Origin of the sequence: Amycolatopsis arida (assembly GCF_900115565.1) — a bacterium.
In the GTDB taxonomy this organism is placed as follows: domain Bacteria; phylum Actinomycetota; class Actinomycetes; order Mycobacteriales; family Pseudonocardiaceae; genus Yuhushiella; species Yuhushiella arida.
Genome location: NZ_FOWW01000002.1, coordinates 377,286 through 400,269, shown reverse-complemented (window position 1 = coordinate 400,269; position 22,984 = coordinate 377,286). Strand labels below are relative to the sequence as shown.

The 22,984-nt window shown below is 74.0% G+C and carries 21 protein-coding genes; 8 read left to right on the top strand and 13 right to left on the bottom strand.

Features of this window, described 5'->3' with window-relative positions:
- Nucleotides 1–2 precede the first annotated feature (2 nt).
- Together BM051_RS06705 and BM051_RS06700 are read left to right on the top strand one after the other, a co-directional pair.
- Nucleotides 3–395 (top strand): hypothetical protein, encoded by a 393-nt coding sequence (locus BM051_RS06705; RefSeq protein ID WP_092529154.1) that lies wholly within the window; start codon nucleotides 3–5, stop codon nucleotides 393–395.
- A gap of 26 nt (nucleotides 396–421) precedes the next feature.
- Nucleotides 422–763, top strand: a complete 342-nt coding sequence (locus tag BM051_RS06700) for a hypothetical protein (protein WP_092529153.1) — start codon at nucleotides 422–424, stop codon at nucleotides 761–763.
- A gap of 24 nt (nucleotides 764–787) precedes the next feature.
- On the opposite strand, the gene BM051_RS06695 is transcribed toward BM051_RS06700, so the two are convergent.
- Both BM051_RS06695 and BM051_RS06690 read right to left on the bottom strand, forming a co-directional pair.
- Nucleotides 788–2,353 (bottom strand): ATP-dependent DNA ligase, encoded by a 1,566-nt coding sequence (locus tag BM051_RS06695; protein WP_092529152.1) that lies wholly within the window; start codon nucleotides 2,351–2,353, stop codon nucleotides 788–790.
- The gene (locus BM051_RS06690) at nucleotides 2,263–3,255 is read right to left on the bottom strand and encodes a DMT family transporter (RefSeq protein ID WP_092529151.1); all 993 of its coding nucleotides are present in this window, start codon (nucleotides 3,253–3,255) and stop codon (nucleotides 2,263–2,265) included. The genes BM051_RS06695 and BM051_RS06690 overlap by 91 nt, the downstream gene beginning before the upstream one ends.
- A 169-nt stretch (nucleotides 3,256–3,424) precedes the next feature.
- On the opposite strand from BM051_RS06690, the gene BM051_RS06685 reads away from it, so the two are divergent.
- Nucleotides 3,425–3,982, top strand: a complete 558-nt coding sequence (locus tag BM051_RS06685) for a TetR/AcrR family transcriptional regulator (protein WP_092529637.1) — start codon at nucleotides 3,425–3,427, stop codon at nucleotides 3,980–3,982.
- A 201-nt stretch (nucleotides 3,983–4,183) separates the two neighbouring features.
- On the opposite strand, the gene BM051_RS06680 is transcribed toward BM051_RS06685, so the two are convergent.
- Both BM051_RS06680 and BM051_RS06675 read right to left on the bottom strand, forming a co-directional pair.
- Nucleotides 4,184–4,924 carry a class I SAM-dependent DNA methyltransferase gene (locus BM051_RS06680; RefSeq protein WP_092529150.1) on the bottom strand — a complete coding sequence of 247 codons (741 nt, stop codon included), beginning with the start codon at nucleotides 4,922–4,924 and terminating at the stop codon, nucleotides 4,184–4,186.
- A 54-nt stretch (nucleotides 4,925–4,978) separates the two neighbouring features.
- A complete protein-coding gene (locus BM051_RS06675; RefSeq protein WP_092529149.1) occupies nucleotides 4,979–5,824 on the bottom strand; it encodes an alpha/beta fold hydrolase in 846 nt (281 codons plus the stop codon).
- Nucleotides 5,825–5,859: 35 nt separating this feature from the next.
- Here BM051_RS06675 and BM051_RS06670 point away from each other — a divergent pair, with 35 nt between their 5' ends.
- Nucleotides 5,860–6,798, top strand: coding sequence for a DMT family transporter (locus BM051_RS06670; RefSeq protein ID WP_092529148.1), 939 nt, complete (start codon nucleotides 5,860–5,862; stop codon nucleotides 6,796–6,798).
- Here the strand turns inward: BM051_RS06670 and BM051_RS06665 are convergent.
- The gene (locus BM051_RS06665; RefSeq protein WP_092529147.1) at nucleotides 6,737–8,134 is read right to left on the bottom strand and encodes a class II fumarate hydratase; all 1,398 of its coding nucleotides are present in this window, start codon (nucleotides 8,132–8,134) and stop codon (nucleotides 6,737–6,739) included. The genes BM051_RS06670 and BM051_RS06665 overlap by 62 nt on opposite strands.
- A 100-nt stretch (nucleotides 8,135–8,234) precedes the next feature.
- Between BM051_RS06665 and BM051_RS06660 the strand changes: the two genes are divergently transcribed.
- Complete coding sequence (locus BM051_RS06660) at nucleotides 8,235–9,224, top strand: NAD(P)/FAD-dependent oxidoreductase (RefSeq protein ID WP_092529146.1); 990 nt, start codon at nucleotides 8,235–8,237, stop codon at nucleotides 9,222–9,224.
- Here BM051_RS06660 and BM051_RS06655 read toward each other — a convergent pair whose 3' ends face one another.
- The 6 genes from BM051_RS06655 to BM051_RS28355 form a co-directional block, all read right to left on the bottom strand.
- Entirely contained in the window at nucleotides 9,225–9,986 is a 762-nt protein-coding gene (locus BM051_RS06655) for a S1 family peptidase (protein ID WP_092529145.1), read from the bottom strand. It abuts the gene before it with no gap.
- A 4-nt stretch (nucleotides 9,987–9,990) separates the two neighbouring features.
- Nucleotides 9,991–11,049, bottom strand: a complete 1,059-nt coding sequence (glpX, locus tag BM051_RS06650) for a class II fructose-bisphosphatase (protein WP_092529144.1) — start codon at nucleotides 11,047–11,049, stop codon at nucleotides 9,991–9,993.
- 86 nt (nucleotides 11,050–11,135) lie between these two features.
- On the bottom strand, nucleotides 11,136–11,375 hold the full coding sequence (locus tag BM051_RS06645) for an exodeoxyribonuclease VII small subunit (protein ID WP_092529143.1): 240 nt from the start codon (nucleotides 11,373–11,375) through the stop codon (nucleotides 11,136–11,138).
- Nucleotides 11,372–11,803 carry a hypothetical protein gene (locus tag BM051_RS06640; protein WP_424923213.1) on the bottom strand — a complete coding sequence of 144 codons (432 nt, stop codon included), beginning with the start codon at nucleotides 11,801–11,803 and terminating at the stop codon, nucleotides 11,372–11,374. The genes BM051_RS06645 and BM051_RS06640 overlap by 4 nt, the downstream gene beginning before the upstream one ends.
- A gap of 13 nt (nucleotides 11,804–11,816) precedes the next feature.
- Nucleotides 11,817–13,019, bottom strand: a complete 1,203-nt coding sequence (xseA, locus tag BM051_RS06635; protein WP_243859253.1) for an exodeoxyribonuclease VII large subunit — start codon at nucleotides 13,017–13,019, stop codon at nucleotides 11,817–11,819.
- A 128-nt stretch (nucleotides 13,020–13,147) separates the two neighbouring features.
- On the bottom strand, nucleotides 13,148–14,176 hold the full coding sequence (locus tag BM051_RS28355) for a lipid droplet-associated protein (RefSeq protein WP_134045867.1): 1,029 nt from the start codon (nucleotides 14,174–14,176) through the stop codon (nucleotides 13,148–13,150).
- A gap of 126 nt (nucleotides 14,177–14,302) precedes the next feature.
- Between BM051_RS28355 and BM051_RS06620 the strand changes: the two genes are divergently transcribed.
- On the top strand, nucleotides 14,303–15,334 hold the full coding sequence (locus BM051_RS06620) for a 4-hydroxy-3-methylbut-2-enyl diphosphate reductase (protein ID WP_092529141.1): 1,032 nt from the start codon (nucleotides 14,303–14,305) through the stop codon (nucleotides 15,332–15,334).
- Nucleotides 15,335–15,883: 549 nt separating this feature from the next.
- On the opposite strand, the gene BM051_RS06615 is transcribed toward BM051_RS06620, so the two are convergent.
- Nucleotides 15,884–17,122 (bottom strand): DUF6542 domain-containing protein, encoded by a 1,239-nt coding sequence (locus tag BM051_RS06615; protein ID WP_092529140.1) that lies wholly within the window; start codon nucleotides 17,120–17,122, stop codon nucleotides 15,884–15,886.
- Nucleotides 17,123–17,704: 582 nt separating this feature from the next.
- Nucleotides 17,705–18,622, bottom strand: a complete 918-nt coding sequence (gene rmuC / locus BM051_RS06610; RefSeq protein ID WP_092529139.1) for a DNA recombination protein RmuC — start codon at nucleotides 18,620–18,622, stop codon at nucleotides 17,705–17,707.
- Between the two features lie 174 nt (nucleotides 18,623–18,796).
- Here rmuC and BM051_RS06605 point away from each other — a divergent pair, with 174 nt between their 5' ends.
- Nucleotides 18,797–19,963, top strand: a complete 1,167-nt coding sequence (locus BM051_RS06605) for an exonuclease SbcCD subunit D (RefSeq protein ID WP_166677557.1) — start codon at nucleotides 18,797–18,799, stop codon at nucleotides 19,961–19,963.
- Complete coding sequence (locus BM051_RS06600; RefSeq protein ID WP_092529137.1) at nucleotides 19,960–22,920, top strand: AAA family ATPase; 2,961 nt, start codon at nucleotides 19,960–19,962, stop codon at nucleotides 22,918–22,920. The genes BM051_RS06605 and BM051_RS06600 overlap by 4 nt, the downstream gene beginning before the upstream one ends.
- Nucleotides 22,921–22,984: the final 64 nt, after the last annotated feature.

Sequence of the window (22,984 nt, the reverse complement as noted above, 5' to 3'; positions counted from 1 at the left end):
GAATGGGATCTCGACGACTGACCACCCGTGCCGGCTCGGTGCTGGCGCTGGCCGTGGCGCTGCCGCTGGCGCTCGCGCCGCAGGCGTCCGCCGCGCAGAAGGTGTGCGCCGGCGGGCCGCTCATGGGGGGCAAGACCACCACGGTGAGCACGCTCGCCGACCAGAAGATCACGATCAAGGTGCACAACCACGACTACCGCGGGCTGGCGCTGTCCATCCGCGACGTGAAGTGGAAGAAGACGCTGTGGAAGGGCGTCGTCGCGCCCGGCAAGGACAAGAAGGTCAGCACGTCGGTCTTCGGTGAGCCGCCGATCGGCTACAAGATCGCGTTCGACGTCACGTCCAACCTGTCGAACAACTACACCTACGCGATCTCGTCGATCAAGTGCTACTGACCAGCGCGAACCGGAGGAATATCGACATGCGGACATTCGCCAAGATCGTCGTCACCGCCGGCGTCGCGCTGGCCGCCGGGGTGCTCCCGGTGACCGCCGCGAGCGCGCAGCCACAGGCCGCCGCCGCGCCGGTCGACCTGGTGACCAAGCACTGCGGGAAGAACACCAACTACGTCGGCTACATCCGCCGGCCCGGCAAGGACGCGCTGTGCCTGCGCCCCGGCACCCGCACCTGGGGCGGCTTCGAGATCTTCGAGTGCGCCGGCAAGGTGACCGTCTACTTCAAGGACGGCACGAAGTTCTACTGCGGCGCCGGGGTGAACTTCCCCAAGTACGGCGGCCTGGTGAAGACCGTCGCCACCCGGTAACCACCCATGCCATGAAGGCCACCTTCACCGTGCGCCGGGGTGCTCGCCACCAAGGGGGCCTTGGTGGTGTGGGGACGGGGGAGCGGGGAGGAGGGCGTGGACGGCGTCGATGGTGTCGGCGTCGGCCGTGTCCTTGTCCGGCCGGTAGCGCAGCACCCTGGCGAACCGCAGCGCGACCCCGCCCGGGTAGCGGGTGCTGGTCTGCACGCCGTCCAGCTCGATCTCCACCACCAGCTCCGGCCGCAGGTACACCGCCCCGTCGTCGCGGCGGGTGGCCAGCTCCGGGAAGCGCTCGGTCTGCCAGGTCAGCAGCTCGTCGGTGAGTCCCTTGAACGTCTTGCCGACCATGATCGGCGGGCCGCCGTCCGGGTCACGCGCGCCGAGGTGCAGGTTCGACAGGTAGCCGCGGCGCCGGCCGTGCCCCCACTCGGCGGCCAGCACCACCAGGTCCAGCGTGTGCACCGGCTTGACCTTCAGCCACGCCCGGCCCCGCCGGCCCGCCGAGTACACCGAGTCCAGCGCCTTCACCATCACCCCCTCGTGCCCGGCGTCCAGCGCGCCGGCGAGCAGGGCCTCGGGGTCGGCCGGCTCGACCTCGCCGGGGATCAGGTGCTCGCCGGCCACCCGCCGCAGCGCGGCGTTGCGCTCCCGCAGCGGCGCGTCGAGCAGGTCGGCGCCGTCGAGGTGCAGGCAGTCGAAGAAGTACGGCCGCAGCAGCAGCGCCCGCACCTGCTCCTCCCGGGTGCTGCCGAACCGCGACATCGTCTCCTGGAACGGGCGGGGCCGGCCGTCGTCGGTGAGCGCGAGCGTCTCACCGTCGAGCACCACCGAGCAGCACGGCAGCGCCCGGACCAGCTCCACCAGCTCGGTGACGTGCTCGGTGACCTCGCGCAGCGTCCTGGTGTAGACGTGCACCTCGTCGCCGTCACGGTGCACCTGGATCCTGGCACCGTCCATCTTGTACTCGACCGCCACCGCGCCGTGCTCGGCGAGCGCGTCGGCCAGCGACTCGGCGGGGGAGGCGAGCATGGGCCGGACCGGCCGGCCGAGCTGGAGCCGGAACTCGGCCAGCGCGGCGCTGCCGCCGGACATCGCCGCGCGGGCGGTGGCCGGCAGCCGGCCGGACAGCATGAACGCCCGGCGAACGGCCTCGGCCGGCACGCCGGCGGCCGCGGCGATCCCGTCGAGCATCACCCCTTCCAGCGCGCCCTGCCGAAGCTCGCCGGTGAGCAGCCGGACGAGGAAGTGCTGCTCGTCGGCGGTGGCGCGGCCGAACAGCGTGGTGAGCGTCTCCGTGCGGCGTTTCGCCGATCCCGTGCCGCTGGCCGCGGCGACCTCGCCGAGCGCGGCGTCGACCTCGCGGACGTGCAGCTCGGGTCGCGGCGCCGGGGGAACGTCCAGTGAGACGAGCGTGCGCCAGCCGGCGCCGATCCGGCCCTGGGTGGGCGCGCCGGTGAGGAACGCGACCGCCGGGGCCAGCTCGTCCGGCGAGGCCGCCCTCAGCAGCTCGGCGAGGACGGCGACCTTGGCCTTGCGCGACCGGGTCGCGGTGAGGTCGGCGGACGCGGCGACGACGTCGGCGAGGAGCATGCCGCCATCATCTCCCGGGGCGCCGACACTCGCCGGGGAACGCTTCGGGGTCGCCTGAGCACGAGCAGCACCGCGCCGAGGCACACGACCAGCCCGAGCAGGCCGAACATGGTCAGCCCCTGGCCGAACATCAGCCAGGCCAGCAGCATCGTGGTGGGCGGGGTGAGGTAGAGCAGGGTGGACACCCGGGTGACGCCCGACCGCTGCGCCACCAGCCAGTAGCAGCCGTAACCGCCGAACGTGGACAACACCACCACCCACGCGACGGCGAACCAGAACGTGCCGTTCACCGGGGGCGCGACGGTGCCGGTGGCCAGCGCGATCGCGGTGAACAGCACGGCGCTGGTGGCGCACTGGACCATCAGCGAGTCGCCGAGGGGCAGCTCGGCGCGCGTCCTCCGCTCGGCGAACGTGGCGACGACCAGGGAGAGCATCGCGCCGAACGGCAGCGCGTAGGCCAGCGGTGGGGCGGTGCCGCCGGTGAGGTCGCCGCCGACGACCAGTGCCACCCCGGCCAGCCCGACGACCAGGCCGATCCACTGGACCGAGGTGGAGCGTTCTCCGAGCAGGGGCCCGCCCAGTGCCGCGGCGACGATCGGTTGCAGCGCCGCCACCAGCGCGGCGATGCCGGCCGGCACGCCCAGCTCCGCGGAGTAGACCACGCCGACCAGGAAGCCGCCCTGGGCGAGCAGGCCGATGCCGGCGTGCGCGCCGATCTGCCGGGCGGTGAGCCGGTGACGCCGGGTGAGCCACCACCACCCGCCGATCAGCAGCGTGGCGGCCAGGAAGCGCCACATGAGCAGGGTGGCCGCGGGTGCGGTGGCGGTGCCGAGGGTCGCGCCGACGAACCCGGAGCTCCACATCAGCACGAATCCCGCGCCCGCCATGGTGTTGCCGCGCATGTCACTCCCTTCCTGGTCTCCTCGGTAAACGGACCGGTATATTTACTAGACTAGACAGGTCGGTATACTGTCAAGTGGTTGCCGGTGCTGGTCGGAGCCCTCGTGGGGTGGCGGGCTAGGCTTTCCCCGGGGCGTTGGCCGAAGGAGGGTCGGATTGGACGAGCTCACCATGACCCCGGCCGCCGAGCGGGTGCTCGAGGTCGCCGGGCGGCTGTTCTACGAGAACGGCATCCACGCCGTGGGTGTGGACACCATCGCCAGCGAGGCCGGGGTCACCAAGAAGACGCTGTACGACCGGTTCGGGTCGAAGGACACGCTGGTCGGGCACTACCTGGCGCGGCGGGACGAGCGGTGGCGCGACCACGTGGTGAGCTACGTGGAGCGGGGCAGCCGGGTGGCGCCCGCACGGCGGCTGCTGCTGGTGTTCGACGCGCTCGAGGAGTGGATCAACACCGAGAACCCGCGGGGCTGCGCGTTCGTCAACGCCCAGGCGGAGCTGACCGACGCCGGGCACCCCGGGCGCGAGGTGATCCGCGAGCAGAAGCAGTGGATGCTCGACTACCTGCGCACCCTCGCGCGGGCCGCCGGGCTGCGCAACCCGCGCCGGATCGCGACGTCGCTGCTGGTGCTGCTCGAAGGTGCCACGGTCACCGCGTCGTTCGGCGTCGTCCCCGGCGCGATCGGCAACGCCAAGGACATCGCCCGCCACCTCATCACCCAGCCCTGAGCGCATGTGTCCGCGATCTGTGATCACGTGACCGCGCCGTGCGACGCGGACACGCGTACGGGAACCGCGGACACGAAATGTGGGGAGTACCGGCCGCGCGGTGCGGCGAGTCCGTCCACTCCGTTTCCTCGGGCGGAGCGCCGTTGATGCCGCCGTCGAAGAGGTTGGCCGCCTGCTACTTCTCCTGTCCGGTCGGCGCGGTCAACCGGCGGGCTTCTCCCAGATCGAGACGTGGCGGTGGCTCTCGCTGGTGAACGGCGTCCGGGTCCACCCCTCCCACCGGTCGCGCGGTCGCAGCCCGGCGAGTCGCGCCATCAGGTCCAGCTCGGCGGGCCACACGTAGCGGAACGGGATGGACCGGTGTTCGGCGCGCCCGCCGACGATCGTGACGTAGTTCGAGCTCATCGCCTGGGTGGCGACGTCGTAGGTGTCGAACGCCCACCGCGTGGGGCTGATGTGGAACGGCACGGCGTTCTGCCCCGGCGGCAGCCGGCGCAGGGCGGGCACCCCCACCTCGATGACGAAGCAGCCACCCGGCCGCAGATGGGCGGCGGCGTTGTGGAAGCAGGCCACCTGGGCGTCCTGTGTGGTCAGATTGTTGATGGTGTTGAAGACGAGGTAGGCGACCGCGAAGGTCCCCGGCACCCGCGTCGTCGCGAAGTCGCCGATCGTCACGCCGACGGCGTCGCCGCCCGGCTTGGCGCGCAGCCGGGCCACCATGGCCCGCGACAGGTCGATGCCGTGCACCGGCACCCCGCGGCGGGCCAGCGGCAGCGCGATCCGGCCGGTGCCGACGCCGAGTTCGAGCGCCCGGCCGTCACCGGCGAGCTCGGCGAGCACGTCGACCGCCGGCTCCACCACGTCCGGCCGGAACTCCTCCGCCGCCGACTCGTCGTAGGTGGCCGCGACGTCCTCGCCGAAGTAGCCGTCTCCCTCGCGCATTCCCGGACCGTAGCGCTCCCGGCCCCGCCGCCGCGCGCGGTTTTCGGGCCGAGGTCAGGGCTCGGTGTGCCGCAGGATGGCGGGCACGACGAGGTCCCACGCCGAGCGGGGTGGCATCTGGTGACCGACGCCGTCGAGCAGGAGCAACGCGGCGCCGGCGAACTTGCCGGTCAGCGCGACCGCGTGCTCGGGTGGGAAGAGCGGGTCCTCGGTGCCGTGGATGACGAGCGTTGGCGCGGTCACCCCGTCGAGCCGGGGTGGCGGCTCGTCGCCGCCGTCGAGGAGCCAGTGGTTCTTCGCGCTCTCCGGGCTCAGGGAGCGCTCGACCACCCGGCGGGCCACCTCGCGCACGTGCGCCTCGTCGAACGAGCCCGGGCCGGCGAACGGCCGCTCGCCCTCGACGAGGTACTCGACGACCGCGTCCCGATCGGTCCAGTTCGGTTCGGGCGCCGGGTCGGCGAACACCGACTCGAGCCGGTCGGCCATCGGGGGCAGATCGTTGCCCGCGTCAATGGGGCTGGTCGACATCAGCGTCAACGTCGCGACCTGGTCGGGATGGTCGACCACATGCTGCTGCGCGATGCCGCCACCCATCGAGATCCCCACCAGGTGGGCACGGCCACCGGTGAGGGCGTCGACCAGCCCGGCCGCGTCACCGACGAGATCGTGCCCCGTGTAGCCGGGCGCCCCCGGCGGGTAGCAGACCGAGCGGCCGGTGTCGCGGTGGTCGTAGCGGACGACGAACCGGCCGTTCTCGGCCAGCCGCTGACAGAACTCGGTGTCCCACCAGTCCATCGAGCAAGTAGCACCGGAGATGAGCAGGACCGCGGCATCGCCCGGGTCGCCGAAGGTCTCGACGCACAGGTCGGCCCCGTTGGTGCGCACCATCGTCTCGGCCATGGCGCCCAACCTACGGGCACCCGTGCACCCGGTCGATGGGCGCTGGTGGCGGCTCGGTCCCGGTCACCGGCCTGCTCGGTGGCTACCCGGTCATCGCGGGCCAGGCATTGCGTTACGCCCTCGGCGGCCTGCTGCTGCTCGCCTGGGCCCGGCTGCGCGGCCGGCCACTGCCGCCACCGCGCCTCGTCGACCTGCCCGCACTGGTCGCGCCGGCCGCCGCCGGGATGATCGGCTTCCAGGCGTGCCTGCTCCACGCCCAGCGCCACGCCGAGCCCGGCCTGATCGCCGCGGTGCTCGGCGTCAGCCCGCTGGTGCTCGCCGTCGCCGGGCCACTCGCCGCGCGGCGCCGCCCGGCCGCGGCGCCCGTGCTCGGCGCGGCGCTGGCCGTCGGCGGGGTGGCGGTGATCTCCGGTGGTGGCGCCGGCAGCGGCACCGGCCTGGCGCTGGCCGTGCTGGCGATGCTGTGCGAGGCGTCGTTCACGCTGTTCGCCGTCGGGCTGGTCGCCCGGATCGGCCCGCTGGCGACGGCGACGTGGAGCTGCCTCACCGCGGCGGTCGGCGGTGCCCTGGTCGCCGCCCTCACCGGCGGCGCCGCGGTGTGGCGGCTGCCAGAGGGGCGCGAGCTCGCCGCGATCGTGGTGCTCGGCGTGCTGGTCACCGCGGTGGCGTTCGTCGGCTGGTACTTCGCGGTGGGCGTTCTCGGCGCCGACCGCGCCGGGCTGCTCATCGGGGTCATGCCGGTCGCCGGGCTGGCGGTGGCGGTGCTGCTCGGCGCGCAGGCGCTGGCGGCGCTCGACGTCGTGGGCGCGCTCCTGGTCGGCGCCGGCGTCGCGCTCGGCCTACGCGCGAAGCGCCATGAAGGCCACCTTCATGGCCGCCAACGCAATGAAGGTGGCCTTCATGGCACGCGGGTCAGCGACCGCCGCGGGCCATCCGCAGCACGTCCAGTGCCTCGTCGAGCTGCTCCTCGGTGATCGTGCCGGCGGCGACGTGGCCACGGTCCAGCACCACCTCGCGAATCGTCCTCCGCTCGGCCAGCGCCTGCTTCGCCACCGCGGCCGCCTCCTCGTAGCCCAGGTAGGCGTTGAGCGGCGTGACGATCGACGGCGAGCCCTCGGCGTACTCCCGCATCCGCTCGACGTTGGCGCTCACCCCGGCGAACACCTTGTCGGCCAGCAGCCGGGACACCGCCGCCAGCAGCCGCGCCGACTCCAGCACGTTGCGCGCGATCACCGGCAGGTTCACGTTGAGCTGGAAGTTGCCCTGGCTGCCGGCGAACGCCACCGCGGCGTCGTTGCCGACCACCTGCGCCACCACCTGCAGCGTGGCCTCCGGGATCACCGGGTTCACCTTGCCCGGCATGATCGACGACCCCGGCTGCAGGTCCGGCAGCGCCAGCTCGGCCAATCCGGTGCGCGGCCCCGAGCCCAGCCACCGCACGTCGTTGGCGATCTTGAACAGGGACACCGCCACGGTGCGCAGGTGCCCGGAGGTCTCCACGACGCTGTCCTGTGCCGCCTGCGCCTCGAAGTGGTCCCGCGCCTCGGTGAGCGGCAGGTCGGTCACCTTCGCCAGCTCCGCGGCCACCGCCGCGCCGAAGCCCTCCGGCGCGTTCAACCCGGAGCCCACCGCGGTGCCGCCGATCGGCAGCTCCCCGAGCCGGCCGAGCCCCGAGCTCAGTCGCTCGATGCCGAACCGCACCTGCGCCGCCCACGCCCTGGCCTCCTGGCCGAGGGTGATCGGCACGGCGTCCATCAGGTGGGTACGGCCGGACTTCACCACGTCCGTCCACTCCGCCGCGCGGCCCTCGATGGTGCTCGCCAGGTGGTCCAGCGCGGGGATGACGTCGCGCAGCACCGCCTCGGTCGCGGCGATGTGGATCGTCGTCGGAAACGTGTCGTTGGACGACTGCGAGGCGTTGACGTGGTCGTTCGGGTGCACATCACGGCCGAGCGTGCGACTGGCCAGCGTCGCGATCACCTCGTTGGCGTTCATGTTCGACGACGTGCCGGACCCGGTCTGGAACACGTCGATCGGGAAGTGCGCGTCGTGCCGTCCCTCGGCCACCTCGTCGGCGGCGCCGGCGATCGCCGCCGCCAGCTCACCGTCGAGCACGCCCAGTCGCGCGTTGACCCGCGCGCACGCGGCCTTGAGCAGGCCGAGCGCGCGGATCTGCGCGCGCTCCAGGCCGCGGCCGGAGATCGGGAAGTTCTCCACCGCGCGCTGGGTCTGCGCCCGGTACAGCGCGTCGGCGGGCACCCGCACCTCGCCCATCGTGTCGTGTTCGATGCGGTACTCCTGTTCAGCCATGGCGCCAGTCTCGCGCAGGCGAGCCGCCCCCGCCCGGTGGTGTGGGCCACTAGGCTCGCGGTACGACTGCCACCCACCACACTGGCGGAAGGACAACCCCATGAGCGGGCCGGACGATCTCCAGGTCGACATCGCGATCATCGGCGCGGGGCCCACCGGCCTGTTCGCCGCCTACTACGCCGGCTTCCGCGGGCTACGGATGGCGGTGATCGACTCGCTGCCCGAGGCGGGCGGTCAGGTCACCGCGATGTACCCGGAGAAGCTGATCTACGACGTGGCCGGGTTCCCGGCGATCCGCGGCCGCGACCTGGTCCGGAACCTGGTCGAGCAGGCCGACCAGTGGAAGCCCAGCTACCTGCTCGGCCGCAAGGCGGAGGGGCTGGAGACCGTCGACGACGGGTTGGCGCTCACCCTCGACGGCGGCCAGACCGTGCACGCCGGCGCGGTGCTGATCACCGCCGGCATCGGCGAGTTCACCCCGCGGCCGCTGCCCGCCGGTGAGGGCTGGCTCGGCCACGGCGTGGTGCACTTCGTGCCCGAGCTGGCCGCGCACCAGGGCCACGACGTGGTGGTCGTCGGCGGCGGTGACTCGGCGTTCGACTGGGCGCTCGCGCTGCGCCCGATCGCGTCCAGCGTCACCCTCGTGCACCGCAGGGCCCGGTTCCGCGCGGCCGAGTCGATCGTCCGGGAGGCCCGCGACCTGGGCGTCACGATCATCACCGACGCCGAGGTCACCGAGCTGCGCGGGAACGGCCGCGGCCGGCTGGTTGAGGTGGAGGTGGCGCTCAAGGACGGGCAGCGGCGGACGCTGCCGGCGCAGTCGGTGGTGGCCGCGCTGGGCTTCACCGCCGACCTGGGACCGATCGAGGACTGGGGGCTGCGGATCGACCACCGCGCCATCGCCGTGGACTCGACCATGGCGACCGGCCGGGAGCGGGTGTTCGCCGCCGGCGACGTGGCCGGCTACCCGGGCAAGGTGAAGCTGATCGCCACCGGGTTCGGCGAGGCGGCGACGGCGGTGAACAACATCGCCGTGCTGCTCGACCCCTCGGCGCACCTGTTCCCCGGCCACTCGAGCAATGTCGAGTGATCAGGCCGGGGTGATGGTCTCGTCGATCCAGTCCGTGTGGGCGACGGCCGAGGTGGCGATCGACGGCGCGGTCGCGCAGGTGCGGTCGCCGTTGCCGGGGCGGCTGGCGACGCCGAGCAGCTCCCACCGGCCGTCGACGTGCGCGAGCTGCGGCCCGCCGGAGTCGCCGTAGCAGGAGCCGCTGTCACCACCGGGGTTGTCGGTGCACAGTTCGAGCGTCGGGTCGAAGGCGTCCGTGCACCGCTCCGGGGCCACCAGCTCGGTGTCCAGCTGCCGCAGCTTCTCCGGGCTGCTGCCGCAACCCTCGGTCGGGCAGGTCTGGCCCCAGCCGAGCAGCCGGGTCGGGGTGCCGACGTCGGTGGCCGTGCCGAGCGGCACCGGCGCCGCCGACACCGGCTCGGCCAGCCGCACCAGCGCCAGGTCGTAGCCCGTGCCCTCCGGGGTGTACCGCGGGTGCCGGACGATCTCCGCCGGCGTGCGCAGCTCGCCGCCCTGGGTGCGGTTGGTGCTGCCGACCCTGGCGCGGAACGTGTCCGGCTGCCGCTGCCCGACGCAGTGCGCGGCCGTGACGAACCATTCCGGGGTCAGCAGCGAGCCGCCGCAGATGTGCCGTTGCGTGCTGAACTGCAACGACACCATGAACGGGTACTCCTGGTCGGCGTCCACCCCGCCGATGATGAGCGGCCGGACCGCGCTCGCCGGCGGCGTGACGAGCAGTGCTGCGGCGATGACCAGCACCGCGACCAGGGGGGACCTGCGCATGGGCTCAGGGAAGGGGTGGCACGACGTCGTCGTCGAGTTGGCCGTCGAAGTCGACCGACGCGTAGGCACGCAGCTTCTCCAACCGGTGGTAGCCGTCGATCAACCGCACGGTGCCGGACTTCGACCGCATCACGATCGACTGCGTGGTGGCCCCGCCGGCGCGGTAGTGCACGCCGCGCAGCAGGTCGCCGTCGGTGACGCCGGTGGCGCAGAAGAAGACGTTGTCGCCGCGCACGAGGTCGTCGGTGGTGAGGACGCGGTCGAGGTCGTGGCCGGCGGCCAGCGCCTTCTCCCGCTCGGCGTCGTCCTTCGGCCACAGCCGGCCCTGCAGCTCACCACCGAGGCACTTCATCGCGCAGGCGGCGATGATGCCCTCCGGGGTGCCGCCGATGCCCAGCAACAGGTCGACGCCGGTGGTGGGGCGGGCGGCGGCGATCGCGCCGGCGACGTCGCCGTCCGAGATGAACCGGATGCGGGCGCCCGCCTCGCGCACCTCCTTGACCAGCCGGTCGTGCCGGGGCCGGTCGAGGATGCACACGGTGACGTCGGAGACGCTGCTGTGCTTGGCCCGCGCGACCCTGCGGATGTTCTCCGCCACCGGCGCGGACAGGTCCACCGTGCCGGCCGCCTCCGGGCCCACGGCGAGCTTCTCCATGTAGAACACCGCGGACGGGTCGAACATCGCGCCGCGCTCGGCCACCGCGAGCACCGCGAGCGCGTTGGGCATGCCCTTGGACATCAGCGTGGTGCCGTCGATCGGGTCGACCGCGACGTCGCAGTCCGGCCCGTCGCCGTTGCCGACCTCCTCGCCGTTGTACAGCATGGGCGCCTCGTCCTTCTCGCCCTCGCCGATCACCACGACGCCCCGCATCGACACGGTGCCGATCAGCTGGCGCATGGCGTCCACCGCCGCGCCGTCGCCACCGTTCTTGTCACCCTTGCCGACCCAGCGGCCCGCCGCCATGGCGGCCGCTTCCGTGACCCGCACCAGCTCCATCGCGAGGTTGCGATCCGGCGCCTCACGGCGGCGGGACGGGCCGGTGGACTGGACAGCGGTCGTCATCGTCGGTTGCCTCTCAGCTCGCGGTCGCTGGCAAGCATTCTCCCAGATCGGCGGTCAGCCGCAGCTCACGCGCGACATGGCGGTGGTCACGCTCGTTCTTCCCCGTCCTCGGCGGTGTCCGTTGTTTCCTTCACGGAGGCGAGCGCGGTCTCGATGCGCTCCCTGGCGCCCTCCAGGTGCCGCTCGCACAGCTTGGCGAGCTGCTCGCCCTTCTCCCACAGGGCCAGCGACTCCTCCAGCGACAGCCCGCCCGCCTCCAGCTCGCGCACCACCTCGACGAGCTGGTCGCGGGCCTGTTCGTAGCCGAGCTCGGGGGTTTCGCTCACGGTGTCGCGCTCCGGGTGTCGTGGTGGCGTCCGACCCCGCACACTACCGCGCTGGCCATCGCGTGGTCGTATCCGACGAAGGCGCGGGCGAACTCCTGGCCGTCACCGTCGGCGATCGCGTCCTCGATGTGCCGCTGTGACTGGGCCACCCGGCGTCGGTAGGTCGCGCCGTCGGTGAACCACCAGCGAGTGCCGACGTAGAGCGAGGTCGCCTCGGACAGCTGGCGCAGCCGCGGGCCGAGCGCCCAGCGGCCGGCGGTGTCGCAACCGGCCAGCAGCGCCGTCCAGCAGTGGGTGGCCGCCGTGTCCGCCTCCTCGGCGCGGTGCCGCAGCACCAGCACCCGGCAGCGGCCCGGCTCGCCGTGCTCGGCGCGGGCCAGCCGGACCGCCGCGTCCGTGGTCAACGGGAGGAACGTGGTGCCGTGCACGGCTCTCCCTTCGCTACCGGTCGTCTCCGTCGGTTCGCTCGGCGGTCGCGTGCGCGACACCGTCGGCGACGCGGATCCGCAGCGGAGCACCCTCCGCTATCTCGGAGACCGATCGCAGTACCCGGAGGTTGCCTGCCGGGTCGCGGAACTGCACGACCGAGTAGCCGCGGGCGAGGGTGGCGGTGGGGCCGAGCGCGGTCAGCCGGGCGCGGGCGGCGGCGAGCGCGGTCTGTTCGCGGGTGAGCGTGGCCAGCACGGCGCGCCGGCCGCGCTCGACCTGGACGGCGACCTCGTCGGCGCGCCGCTGGATCGGGCCGAGCGGGTCGGCCAGCACGGGCCGGCTGCGCAGCTGGTCGAGCAGCCGGCACTGGGTGTCCACCCAGCCGTGCAGGGCGCGGCGGGCGCGGTCGCGGAGCTGGTGGACCCGCTCGGTCTCCTCCCTGACGTCCGGCACGACGCGCTTGCCCGCGTCGGTCGGGGTGGAGCAGCGCAGGTCGGCGACGTGGTCGAGCAGCGGGCTGTCGGGCTCGTGGCCGATCGCGCTGACCACCGGGGTGCGAGCGGCCGCCACGGCGCGGCAGAGCGCCTCGTCGGAGAACGGCAGCAGGTCCTCGACGCTCCCGCCGCCACGGGCGATCACGATGACGTCGATGGCAGGGTCCTTGTCCAGTGTGGACAGCGCGCGGCAGATCTGCGGGACCGCCTGCACGCCCTGGACCGCGGTGTTGACGACCTGGAAGCAGACCGCCGGCCAGCGGGCCCTGGCGTTGGCCAGCACATCGCGTTCCGCCGCCGAGGCCCGGCCGGTGATCAGGCCGATGCCCTTGGGCAGGAAGGGGAGCCGGCGCTTGCGCTCGGGGGCGAAGAGCCCCTCGGCGGCGAGCAGCCGGCGGAGCCGTTCGATGCGGGCGAGCAGCTCGCCGATGCCGACCGGGCGGATGTCGCTGGCCCGCAGGCTCAGCGTGCCGCGGCCGAGGTAGAAGGTCGGCTTGGCGAACACGACGATGCGGGCGCCCTCGCGCAGCGGCGGCTCGATCTCGCGCAGCAGCGGCGCGGGGCAGGTGACGGTCATCGAGACGTCGGCGGCGGGGTCGCGCAGGGTGAGGAACGCCGTCCCGGTGCCGGGGCGGGCGGAGATCTGGGTGACCTGGCCCTCCACCCACACCGAGCCCAGCCGGTGGATCCAGTCGGCGATCTTGCGCGCGACGGTGCGCACCGGCCACGGGTGCTCGGCGGTGGATCCCTCGCGGGGCGGCTGGCTACCGGTTTCGTTCCCGCTGTTGTTCCCGCTGTTGTTCCCGCGGGAGGCGTCGCTCGTGGTGCGGTTCGCGTGGGGTGGGGTGGTCACTGGGCGTTCGGGTCCTCTGCCGCCCTGCGCACGTTGTTGATGCGGCGGCTCAGCATGCCCACGAACGACGGCCGGTTCAGGTGGGCGCGCTCGTGGGCGAGCAGCTCCTCGAGTTGGTCGAGGGAGAACCGCCGCAGCCGGGCCCGCACCTGTGGCAGGGACAGCTCGTCGTAGTTCGGCAACCCCGCCGGCCCAACCACCTCACCAACATCGTGTTGGCCGCTTGCGTCGCCGTGTTCGCCGGCCGCGTCGCCGTGTTGGCCGCTCGCGTGGGCGCGTTTGCCGCTCGCGCCGCTGTGTTTGCCGGCCGCGTCGGCGTGCTCGCCCGGTGTGTCGCCGCGCTGACCGCGAGCGACGGCGGGGTCGGTGGTGTTCCGCTCGGCGCTGTCGAACTCGCCGTCGCGGTGCTCCTCGGCGAGAGCGCGCTCCTCGTCCGCCCACGGGTCCACCGGGAGGTCGGGCGGCTCCGGCGCCTCGACGACCGGCGTCTCGTGCCGGTGGCCGTTGTTCCCGAGGTGGTCGTGCGCCTCGTCCTCGACGCGGGGCAGCGGGACCTCGGCGTCGAGCGCGGCCGCCTCCTTGGCGGTCTCCTCGAGGGTCGCGTCGGCCGGCGAGGTGGCGCCGGGCACCGTGCCCTCCTCCCCCTTCTCACCCTTCTCGCCCTTCTCGCCCGCCCCGCCTTCCGCGACGGGGCCGGCGCCGGGCGCGGTGCCGCTGTCCGGTCGGGTCGCGCCGCTCGACGGACCTCGCTGCGCGTCGTCGTCGGAGGGAGCGAGGTCGTCGAGGTCCTCGTCGAACGTCGCCCAGCTCGGCGTCTCCTCCACGGAGCGGAGCGCGGCCAGCGCGTCGTCACCCTTGATGGCCAGCTCGGTGATCTGCTGCTGGACGCGCATCGAAGCCTGCAGGACCTGGCTGGCGACGGTCACCGGGAGTCCGATCAGCTGCCGGGGCAGGTCACGAACCCGCTCGGCGGTGGTGACGGCCAGTCCGGCGGCGACCCGCAACGGGAACGGGAGTGGCTTCATGTCCCTTAGCCTGCCGTACGTACCCCGTCCTGCCCAACCGAACGGGCTACTCGCGAGTCGTGCCGTGACCCGGCGCACACACCCTGAGCCCATTGGCGTTCGAGCATGTGCCCGTACCCTGGAGGCATGAGTGCAGCGAGTCCCGGGACCGAGCCCGCCGCCTCCGTGACCGTTCCGGCGCGGCCCACCTCCGGAGGAGGAAAGCGGGTGTTGCTGGCCAAGCCGCGCGGGTACTGCGCCGGTGTCGACCGGGCCGTGGTGGCCGTGGAGAAGGCGCTCGAGCTGTACGGGCCGCCGGTGTACGTGCGCAAGGAGATCGTGCACAACCGGCATGTGGTGGACACGCTGCGTCAGCGCGGGGTCATCTTCGTCGAGGAGACGTCCGAGGTGCCCGAGGGGGCGCTGGTGGTGTTCTCCGCGCACGGGGTGTCGCCGGCGGTGCACGAGGAGGCGAAGGCGCGCGACCTGCGCACGATCGACGCGACGTGCCCGCTGGTGACCAAGGTGCACCGGGAGGTGCGCCGGTTCGCCGGGGAGGACTACGACATCCTGCTCATCGGGCACGAGGGCCACGAGGAGGTCGAGGGGACCTCCGGCGAGGCGCCCGACCGCGTGCAGCTGGTGGACACCGCCGAGGACGTGCGGAAGGTGACGGTGCGTGACCCGTCGAAGGTGGTGTGGCTGTCGCAGACCACGCTGAGCGTGGACGAGACGATGGAGCGGGTGGACCAACTGCGCGAGCGGTTCCCCGAGATCGCCGACCCGCCGAGCGACGACATCTGTTACGCCACGTCGAACCGGCAGGTGGCGGTCAAGGCGATGGCGGCCGAGTGCGACCTGGTGCTGGTGGTGGGGTCGCGCAACTCGTCGAACTCGAAGCGGCTGGTGGAGGTCGCGCTGCAGGCCGGGGCGCGAGCGGCGCGGCTGGTCGACTACGCGCACGAGGTCGACCAGGCGTGGCTGGAGGGCGTCGAGACCGTCGGTGTGACCAGTGGCGCTTCGGTGCCCGACGTGCTGGTGATGGAGCTGCTGGAGTGGCTCGGCGAGCGCGGCTGGGGTGACGTGCAGGAGGTCACCACCGCGAACGAGAAGATCGCGTTCGCGCTGCCGCGGGAGCTGCGCGGCACCGGCGAGGGGGCGCGCAGCAGCGTCCGTTGACCCTCCTGCCTCGGTGTTCGACGGGCGTCTCCGGGTGCTCCGCCTTCGGCGGGTGCTTGCCCTGCTGAGTGCTCGGTGCGCGGTCCCGCCGAGTGGTGCCGGTCGGACTGCTAACGGGAGTGCGCGCGCGTCGCCTCCCGCTGGCGGCTGGCCCCGCTGGAGGGTAAGTGCCGGTCACACCGCACTCGCCGATGTGTGGGCCGCTTCCGTTGATCTTCGGGTGCACCCTTCCGCGCATCCCCTTCTCAGGGCGGCAGTGTCCGACCGGCAAGGACGATGGGGACGGGGAGAGAATGACGGCGGCCCCTGTGCCGGGTGATGCTGGGGGGTCCCACCCGTGCCGCCCCTCCCGCACTGGACGTCCGGGAGGGCTGGGCGGTGCTCGGTCGAGCGTCGAGCAGCCGAGCGCGCACCGGGCGGAGGAGCGGAAGCGGTCGGGCTACGTCGCCAGTCGAGCCGTCGAATCCAGGGAGCGGCAGGTCCGGAAGGGGATTGACAGGGTTCGAACCGGGCTGAAAGCGCTTCCAGGCTGGTCTGCCGCCAGCCCGCTCAGCCGCGCGGCTCCTCGTCCCAGGGGCGGCCACGGACCGGTCCGCCACCGCGGGGTCGCCGGCGTGGTGTGCCAGGGTCCCCCGCCGCGGGGTCGTCCGCGCGCGCCGGCCGGCGGGGGCGCCGTCCCTCCGGAGGCGGGTCCGCCCAGCCCTCGGACCCCCGCCGGGGGTCCGCGCCCTCGGCCCGCGGGCTCCGCCGCTGACGTGGCGCTCGCCCGGACTGGTCCCGCACAGCGCGGCCACCCGCCGCGCCGCCCGCACCCCCCGGTGCCTCGCCACGGGTGCCACCCGGCGCGCCGGCGTCGCGATTCGCGGCCCCTCGACCTCGGCGCTCACCGTCGTCCGCGCGTGGTCGGCGCGCCCCGGCCGAGCCCGCGGTGCCCTCCGCCGCACCCCTGCCGGGCACGGCCGGCCGCCCGCGACCGTCCGAGCGCTCCGCCGGGGCCACCCGGCCGTGCGGCCCGGTGCGGCGGCTCCCGCCCCGACCGGCACCGTCGCGCTCGTCGACGCCGTCACCGTCACCGCGCCCCCCGCGGAAGCGACCGCCGCGGCGCCCTTCGTCCCGCCGACCGTCGGGACGCCGTCCTTCGGCACGGCGCCCATCGGCACCGAGAACCTCCGCGTCCCGCGGCCCTCCGGGCCGGTCACGCCGGCCCACGTCGCCGCGGTCGCGGTCGTCCGCGCCGGCCGGACTCCGCCCCACCGGGCCCTTCGCGCCCTTGGACTGCGGCTTGGCCACCCGCTTGCCGGCCGAGTCCCGGACCTTCACCGGCGCGTTCGGGTCACGCTCACGGAACATCCGGTACACGCCGATGCCGACCGTCACCGCCGTCGTGATCGCCATCGCCGGGAACCCGTTGATGAGCGGCCGCCCGATGGCGAGCACCTTCGCGAGCGTGTCGCTGTTGGCCGGCAGCCCGGGCCCGAGGAGGACCATCCCCGGCACGGTGACCGCCATGACCAGCGGCGGCTGCACCATCGGCCCGAACAGGTTGCGCCGGCGGACCGCCGCGACCGCGGCCACGGCACCCAGGAAGTAGCAGACCTGGAACAACAACCCGTGGGGGTTGCCGAACTGCTGGCCCACCACGGCGCCGAGCACCGCGAGGCCGAAGGCGAGAAGCACCGCGCCCCACCACGGCAACCCGCGGCGGTCACCCGCGATGAGGCGCTGGTCCCACGGCACCGGACCGTCGGTGGCCTCCGGGTCGCGCTCGTGATCGCGAACCGCGGTCACGAGCGGACCTCGTGACCGGGCAAGGCGCGACAGCGGCTAACGGACGTGCACATAGCGGCCACCGTATCCGGTAACCGGGCACCAACGGGCACCACTCCGTAACGTACTCGGATTGCCACTCGCCGGTGTGACTTCTGCCATGCACAGGCGACGGGCCGTGTGGGGTGTGCCTCGCTGACCGGTCGGCCGCCCACTACCAGGCCACCGCTGACGGAAAACAGCAGACCAGAGGCTGTGCCGCTGAGCCGTGGACCAGTCCGTGAGCGCGTTCAGCTCCGCCGCTGGGGCGGCCAAGGCGAGGTGAACCCCTCTCCGCGCAGCGGCCCCCTTCTCGAGTCACGCTCCATTCCGAGCGCTGGTCGCCGCGACGGCCGTGAGGCGAGTATCCCGCGCCCGGCCCGCGCGGACATCAGCGCACCTCCACCCCGCGGGTCCGCAGCGCGAGCGCTCGGAGTTCGCGCCCTCACCGCCCGCGTCGAAGGCGCCTCTCCGACTCGTCCTGCTCGCGCCTGGGCGAACGGCCACCGACATGCCGCTTCTCACGAGCGTGCCCGGGATCGGGCACGGCGATTCGGCCAGGGCTCAGCTTGCCGCCATCTCGTCCCCCTTTCGGATCGGCGCGATCGGCGTCGGGCTCGCCGACACCTCGGTGAGCGGCGTGACGGCGCTGCGGAAGCTCTCCAGCGCGTCCAGCTCGCGCCGCCGCGCGGACAGGAACCGCTGGAGGTGGGTGCTCGACAGGTTCAGCGCGTCGACCGCGTTGCCGGCCGCCCGGTGCGCCATCGCCGCCCGCCCGCGCACGTTCTCCACGTCCTCCACCAGTGCCCGCTCGCTGGCGGCGAACAACGCGGCCGAGGCGATCACCGCGAACCCGGTGGGCCCGCAGAGGAACACCCGCCGGTCGAGCATCCAACGCAGCAGCTCGGGGTCGGTGTCGAGCGCCGCCACCACGGCCGCGTCCGACGGCACGAACATCACCGTGCCGTAGATCGCGTCCGCCCACCGCTCGTAGCCCTTCGCGGCGAGCTCCGCCGCGCGGGACCGGAGATGGCGGACGTGCACGCGCAACGCGTCCAACCGTTCCTCCGGATCGTCGGTCTCCACCGCCTCGGCCCAGCACGCCATGCTCGCCTTGGCGTCGACCGGAACGGTGCGGTCGCCACCGACCCGCAGCACCAGGTCCGGCTTCGCCGCGCCCCCGCCGGCGAGGTCGGTCTGCACGGTGAAGTGCAGCCCCTCACGCAGGCCGAGCGCGCGGGCCGTCTCGACCAGCACCTGCTCGCCGAGCTCGCCGCGCCCGCTGATCGACGCGAACGCCACCTCGTACCGCCGCAGCGCCGCCTGTTGTTGGTCCACCCTGGCGCGCTCGACGGCGACCTGCCGGGCCGCCGCGTCCGCCCTGCGCATGCTGTCCGTATAGAGACGCCACAGCAGGAACACCGCGACTCCCAGCAACAGCGCGACGACGACCGCCGCCGTGCCGAGCACCGTCGAACCCACCCGTTCGCTCCCTTCTCTCGTTGTCCCTCACTGGCCGGTTTGCCGCTTCGGTAGGGCCATGATGGCCGAGCCGTCCGACAGAAAGCCGCTGGCGGGAACGTCGAACACACGTTCGAGTGAAAGTGTCGGTGTGTCTGCGGTGTCCTGTCGGGATCCGGCCCTACCTTGGGCCGCGTGAGGCTCCTGCACACCTCCGACTGGCACGTCGGACGGACGTTCCACGGCACGGACCTGCTGGCCGAGCAGGCGTCCGTGCTGGCGCACCTCGCCGACCTGGTGGTCGACGAGGCGGTGGACGTCGTGCTCGTCTCCGGTGACATCTACGACCGCGCGGTGCCCTCAGCCGAGGCCGTCCGGGTGGCCACCGACGCGCTGGCCGCGCTCCGGGCCGCCGGCGCCACGCTCGTCATCACCTCCGGCAACCACGACTCGGCCGCCCGACTGGGCGCGTTCGCCGACTTCGCCGCCGCCGGCGGCCTCCACCTGCGCACGTCGGTGGCCCGGCTGGCCGACCCCGTGCTGCTCGCCGACCGGCACGGGCCCGTGGCCGTCTACGGCATTCCCTACCTGGAGCCGGATCCCGCCCGACACGCGCTCGGCGCGCCCGACGCGAGAGGGCACACCGGTGTGCTCACCGAGGCCATGCGCAGGATCCGCGCCGACCTCGCCGACCAGCCCCGGGGAACGCGGTCGGTGGTGCTCGCCCACGCCTTCGTCACCGGAGGCACACCCAGCGACTCCGAACGCACCATCTCCGTCGGCGGCGTCGAACAGGTGCCCGGCAGCGTGTTCGACGGAGTCGACTATGTCGCGCTCGGCCACCTGCACGGCCCGCAGCGGCTCGCCGACCACCTCCGCTACGCCGGCAGCCCGTTGGCGTACTCCTTCGCGGAGGCGGTGCACCGCAAGTCCGTGTGGTTGGTCGACCTCGACGACACCGGGCTGGCCGACGTCCGGCGGCACGAACTGCCCGTGCCCCGGCGCCTGGCCACCGTCAGCGGGGCCCTCGCGAACCTGCTGACCTCGCCCGAGCACGACGACCTCGCCGACTGCTACCTGTCGGTCACCCTCACCGACCGGGTGCGCCCGGTGGACGCGATGCGGCGGCTGCGCGAACGCTTCCCGCACACCGTGCACCTCGACTGGCAGCCGGAGGGCGGCACGCCGACCGTGCTGCGCTACGCCGAGGCTGTCCGCGGGCGCTCGGACGCGGAGATCGCGGCGAGCTTCCTCGCCGACTGCCGGGGCGCGGCGCCGAACCGGAGGGAGGAGGCGTTGCTGGCGGCGGCGCTCACGGCAGCCGGCAAGGCCGATCCCGAGCAGGACAGGGAGCTGAGATGAGGCTGCACCGGCTCGAGGTCCAGGCGTTCGGTCCGTACGCGGGGCGCGAGGTCGTGGACTTCGACCTGCTCGGCGCGGACGGGCTGTTCCTGATGCACGGTGACACCGGCGCGGGCAAGACGACGCTGCTCGACGCGGTGGCGTTCGCGCTGTTCGGGGCGGTGCCGGGGGCGCGCGGCCAGGTGAAGCGCCTGCGCTGCGACCTGGCCGAGGCCCACGTCGCCACCGAGGTCGCGCTCGAGCTCACCGTGCAGGGCCACCGGCTGCGGGTCGTGCGCAGCCCGGAGTACCAGCGGCCGAAGCGCCGCGGCGAGGGCACCACGACGCAGCCGGCCAAGGCGTCGCTGAGCTGGCTGGGGCCCGCGCCGCACGGCACCGCGGCCGACGGCCTCACCCGCGTCGACGAGGTGTCCCGCACCGTGCAGCGGCTCGTCGGGATGAGCGCCGACCAGTTCTTCCAGGTGGTGCTGCTGCCCCAGGGCGAGTTCGCCCGCTTCCTGCGCGCCGAGACCACCGAACGGGAGCAATTGCTGGAACGGCTGTTCGGCACCCGGCGGTTCGCCGATGTCGAGCGCTGGTTCCGGGAACGGCGCACGGCCCGCGGCCGCGAGCTGGACCAGGCGCGGCAGGCGGTCCGCGAGTGGCGGGCTCGGCTGGCCCAGGCGGCCGGGGAGGAATTACCCGAGGACGCCGGCACCGAGTGGGTGGCCGAGCTCCGGAGAGGGGCCGCCAGCGCCGTCGCCGAGGCTCGGGAGGACGAGCGTCGAGCCCGCACCGCGGCCGAGCACGCCGAGCGGGAGCTGGAGCGGCGCCGCACCCTGGCCGAGCGGGTGCGACGGGTCCGCGCCGCGCACGCCCAACTCGCCACGCTCGCCGAGCAGGCCGAAGCGCGGGGCGAGTGGGCCGCCCGGCTGGCCGCGGGGCGCCGCGCCGAGACCGTCACCGGCGTGGCGGCCGAGGCCGACCGGCAGGCCGATCGGGTACGCCAGGCCCTGGCCATCGAGACGAAATGCCGCCGCGCCGCGGTCGCGGCCGGCGTGTCCGAGGTCGACGCACTCGCCGTGGACCTGCGGGCGCGCGCGGGCGAGCTGCGGGAGGAGGCCGGCGCGCTGGCCGGGCTGGTCGCGGAGGCCGAGCAACAGCGGCGGGACCGCGTCCGGCTGGAGCGACTCGCGGAGAGTGCCACCTACGCCACCACCGAGGCGGAGGCGCTGGGGGAGAAGCTGCGTGGCATCCCCGAACGGATTCGCCACCTGCGAACCGAGCGGGACGAGACCGCCGACGCCGCGGCGCGACTGGAGCCCCTGCGCACCCGGGAACGGGAGACGGCCGCGCTGCTGGCCGACTCGCGCACGGAGCCCGAGCTGCGACTCGCCGCCGACCGGGCCGCCGACGCCGAGCGGGCGGCGGTCGAGGCACACCAGCTCGCCCGGGAACGGCTGCTCGACCTCCGCGAGCGGCGGCTCGCCGGGATGGCCGCCGAGCTGGCCGCGCGGCTGAGCCCGGGCACCCCGTGCCCGGTGTGCGGCGGCGCCGAGCACCCTGCCCCCGCCACCGCCGCGTCCGGCTCGGTCGGGGAGGCGGAGGAGCGCGCGGTCGCGGAGCGCGAGCGGGCCGCGGACGAGCGGCGGCAGCAGGCCGTCGCCGCCCGGCACCGGGCCGACGCCGCGCTCGCCACCCTGCGGGAACGCCTGGGCGGCCGAACCCCCGATGAGCTCGCCGAGACCGCAGCCGAGCTGCGGGCGGAGATCGACCGGCTGGCCGAACGCGCGGAGCGGAGGGCGCGACTCGACCAGTCGCTGCGCGCGGCCGAGGCGGAGGTCGAGGAGCTGACCGCGCAACGGGCCGACGCCGAGCGCGCCGTCGCCTCCGCCGAGGCCGAGCGCACCGCGCTGGCCGAGCGGGTCGAGGACCGGGCACGCCGGCTGGACGCCGCCCGCGGCGAGCACGCTGACGTCGCCGAGCGTCGCGACCACCTGCTCGCCGTGGTTCGGGCGCTGGAGGAGCTCGCCGAGGCACGCACCGCGCGCGCCGCCGCCGAGGACCGGCTCGCCGAGTGCCGGGCCGCCGTGACCGAGGCCCTCGACCGGGCTGGCTTCTCCGAGGTGGAGTCCGCGCGGGCCGCCGCGCTCGACGCCACCGCCGCCGCCGAGTTGGAGCGGGCCCTCGCCGACGCCAACGCCGCCGAGGCCGCCGCTCGGGCCACCCTGGCCGAGCCGGACCTGGCCGAGGTCTCGCCGGACACCGGGGTGGACGTCGAGTCGGCGCGGCAGGAGCACGCGCGGCTGCGCGCCGAGGCCGAGGCCGCGGTGGCCACGCTGCACGCCGCCGCCCGCCGGGAGCGGGACCTGGGCGAGCTGGCCGAGCGGTTCACCGCGGCCGTGGCCGAGCTACGGCCGGCCGAGGAGGAGTTCGCCGAGCTCGACGCACTCACCGACGTGGTCAACGGGCGAGGCCAGAACAGCCGGCGGATGTCACTGCGCTCGTACGTGCTCGCGGCACGGTTGGAGGAGGTGGCGGTCGCCGCCACGGCCCGGCTGCGCACGATGAGCATGGGTCGGTACTCCTTCGTGCACTCCGACGCGGCGGGAGCCCGCGGCACCCGCGGTGGGCTCGGCCTCGACGTCCTGGACGACTACTCGGGCGCGGTCCGCCCCGCCAAGACCCTCTCCGGCGGCGAGTCGTTCCTCGCCTCGCTCGCGCTGGCGCTCGGGCTCGCCGACGTCGTGGCCGCGGAGACCGGCGGGACGCTGCTGGACACGCTGTTCATCGACGAGGGGTTCGGCACGCTCGACGCCGAGACGCTGGACACCGTGATGAACGTGCTCGACGAACTGCGCGCCGGGGGCCGGATCGTCGGGCTGGTCTCGCACGTCGAGGAGCTGCGGCAGCGCATCCCGACCCGACTGCGGGTGCGCAAGTCGCGTACCGGCTCCACCCTGGCGGTGACGGCATGACCGTCCGGACGGCCCGCGGCCCGCCCCCCCGGAACCGGTGCGTTCCGACGTGCCGGGGGCCTGG

Excerpts from the sequence above, each read along its gene's own strand:
- BM051_RS06700 (WP_092529153.1), top strand. The coding sequence starts at position 422 with ATGCGGACATTCGCCAAGATCGTCGTCACCGCCGGCGTCGCGCTGGCC.
- glpX (WP_092529144.1), bottom strand. The coding sequence starts at position 11,049 with ATGACGACCGCTGTCCAGTCCACCGGCCCGTCCCGCCGCCGTGAGGCG.
- BM051_RS06685 (WP_092529637.1), top strand. The coding sequence starts at position 3,425 with ATGACCCCGGCCGCCGAGCGGGTGCTCGAGGTCGCCGGGCGGCTGTTC.
- BM051_RS06620 (WP_092529141.1), top strand. The coding sequence starts at position 14,303 with ATGAGTGCAGCGAGTCCCGGGACCGAGCCCGCCGCCTCCGTGACCGTT.
- BM051_RS06660 (WP_092529146.1), top strand. The coding sequence starts at position 8,235 with ATGAGCGGGCCGGACGATCTCCAGGTCGACATCGCGATCATCGGCGCG.
- BM051_RS06705 (WP_092529154.1), top strand. The coding sequence starts at position 3 with ATGGGATCTCGACGACTGACCACCCGTGCCGGCTCGGTGCTGGCGCTG.
- BM051_RS06690 (WP_092529151.1), bottom strand. The coding sequence starts at position 3,255 with ATGCGCGGCAACACCATGGCGGGCGCGGGATTCGTGCTGATGTGGAGC.
- BM051_RS06600 (WP_092529137.1), top strand. The coding sequence starts at position 19,960 with ATGAGGCTGCACCGGCTCGAGGTCCAGGCGTTCGGTCCGTACGCGGGG.
- BM051_RS06675 (WP_092529149.1), bottom strand. The coding sequence starts at position 5,824 with ATGGCCGAGACGATGGTGCGCACCAACGGGGCCGACCTGTGCGTCGAG.
- BM051_RS06695 (WP_092529152.1), bottom strand. The coding sequence starts at position 2,353 with ATGCTCCTCGCCGACGTCGTCGCCGCGTCCGCCGACCTCACCGCGACC.
- BM051_RS06680 (WP_092529150.1), bottom strand. The coding sequence starts at position 4,924 with ATGCGCGAGGGAGACGGCTACTTCGGCGAGGACGTCGCGGCCACCTAC.
- BM051_RS28355 (WP_134045867.1), bottom strand. The coding sequence starts at position 14,176 with ATGAAGCCACTCCCGTTCCCGTTGCGGGTCGCCGCCGGACTGGCCGTC.
- BM051_RS06670 (WP_092529148.1), top strand. The coding sequence starts at position 5,860 with ATGGGCGCTGGTGGCGGCTCGGTCCCGGTCACCGGCCTGCTCGGTGGC.
- BM051_RS06655 (WP_092529145.1), bottom strand. The coding sequence starts at position 9,986 with ATGCGCAGGTCCCCCCTGGTCGCGGTGCTGGTCATCGCCGCAGCACTG.
- BM051_RS06665 (WP_092529147.1), bottom strand. The coding sequence starts at position 8,134 with ATGGCTGAACAGGAGTACCGCATCGAACACGACACGATGGGCGAGGTG.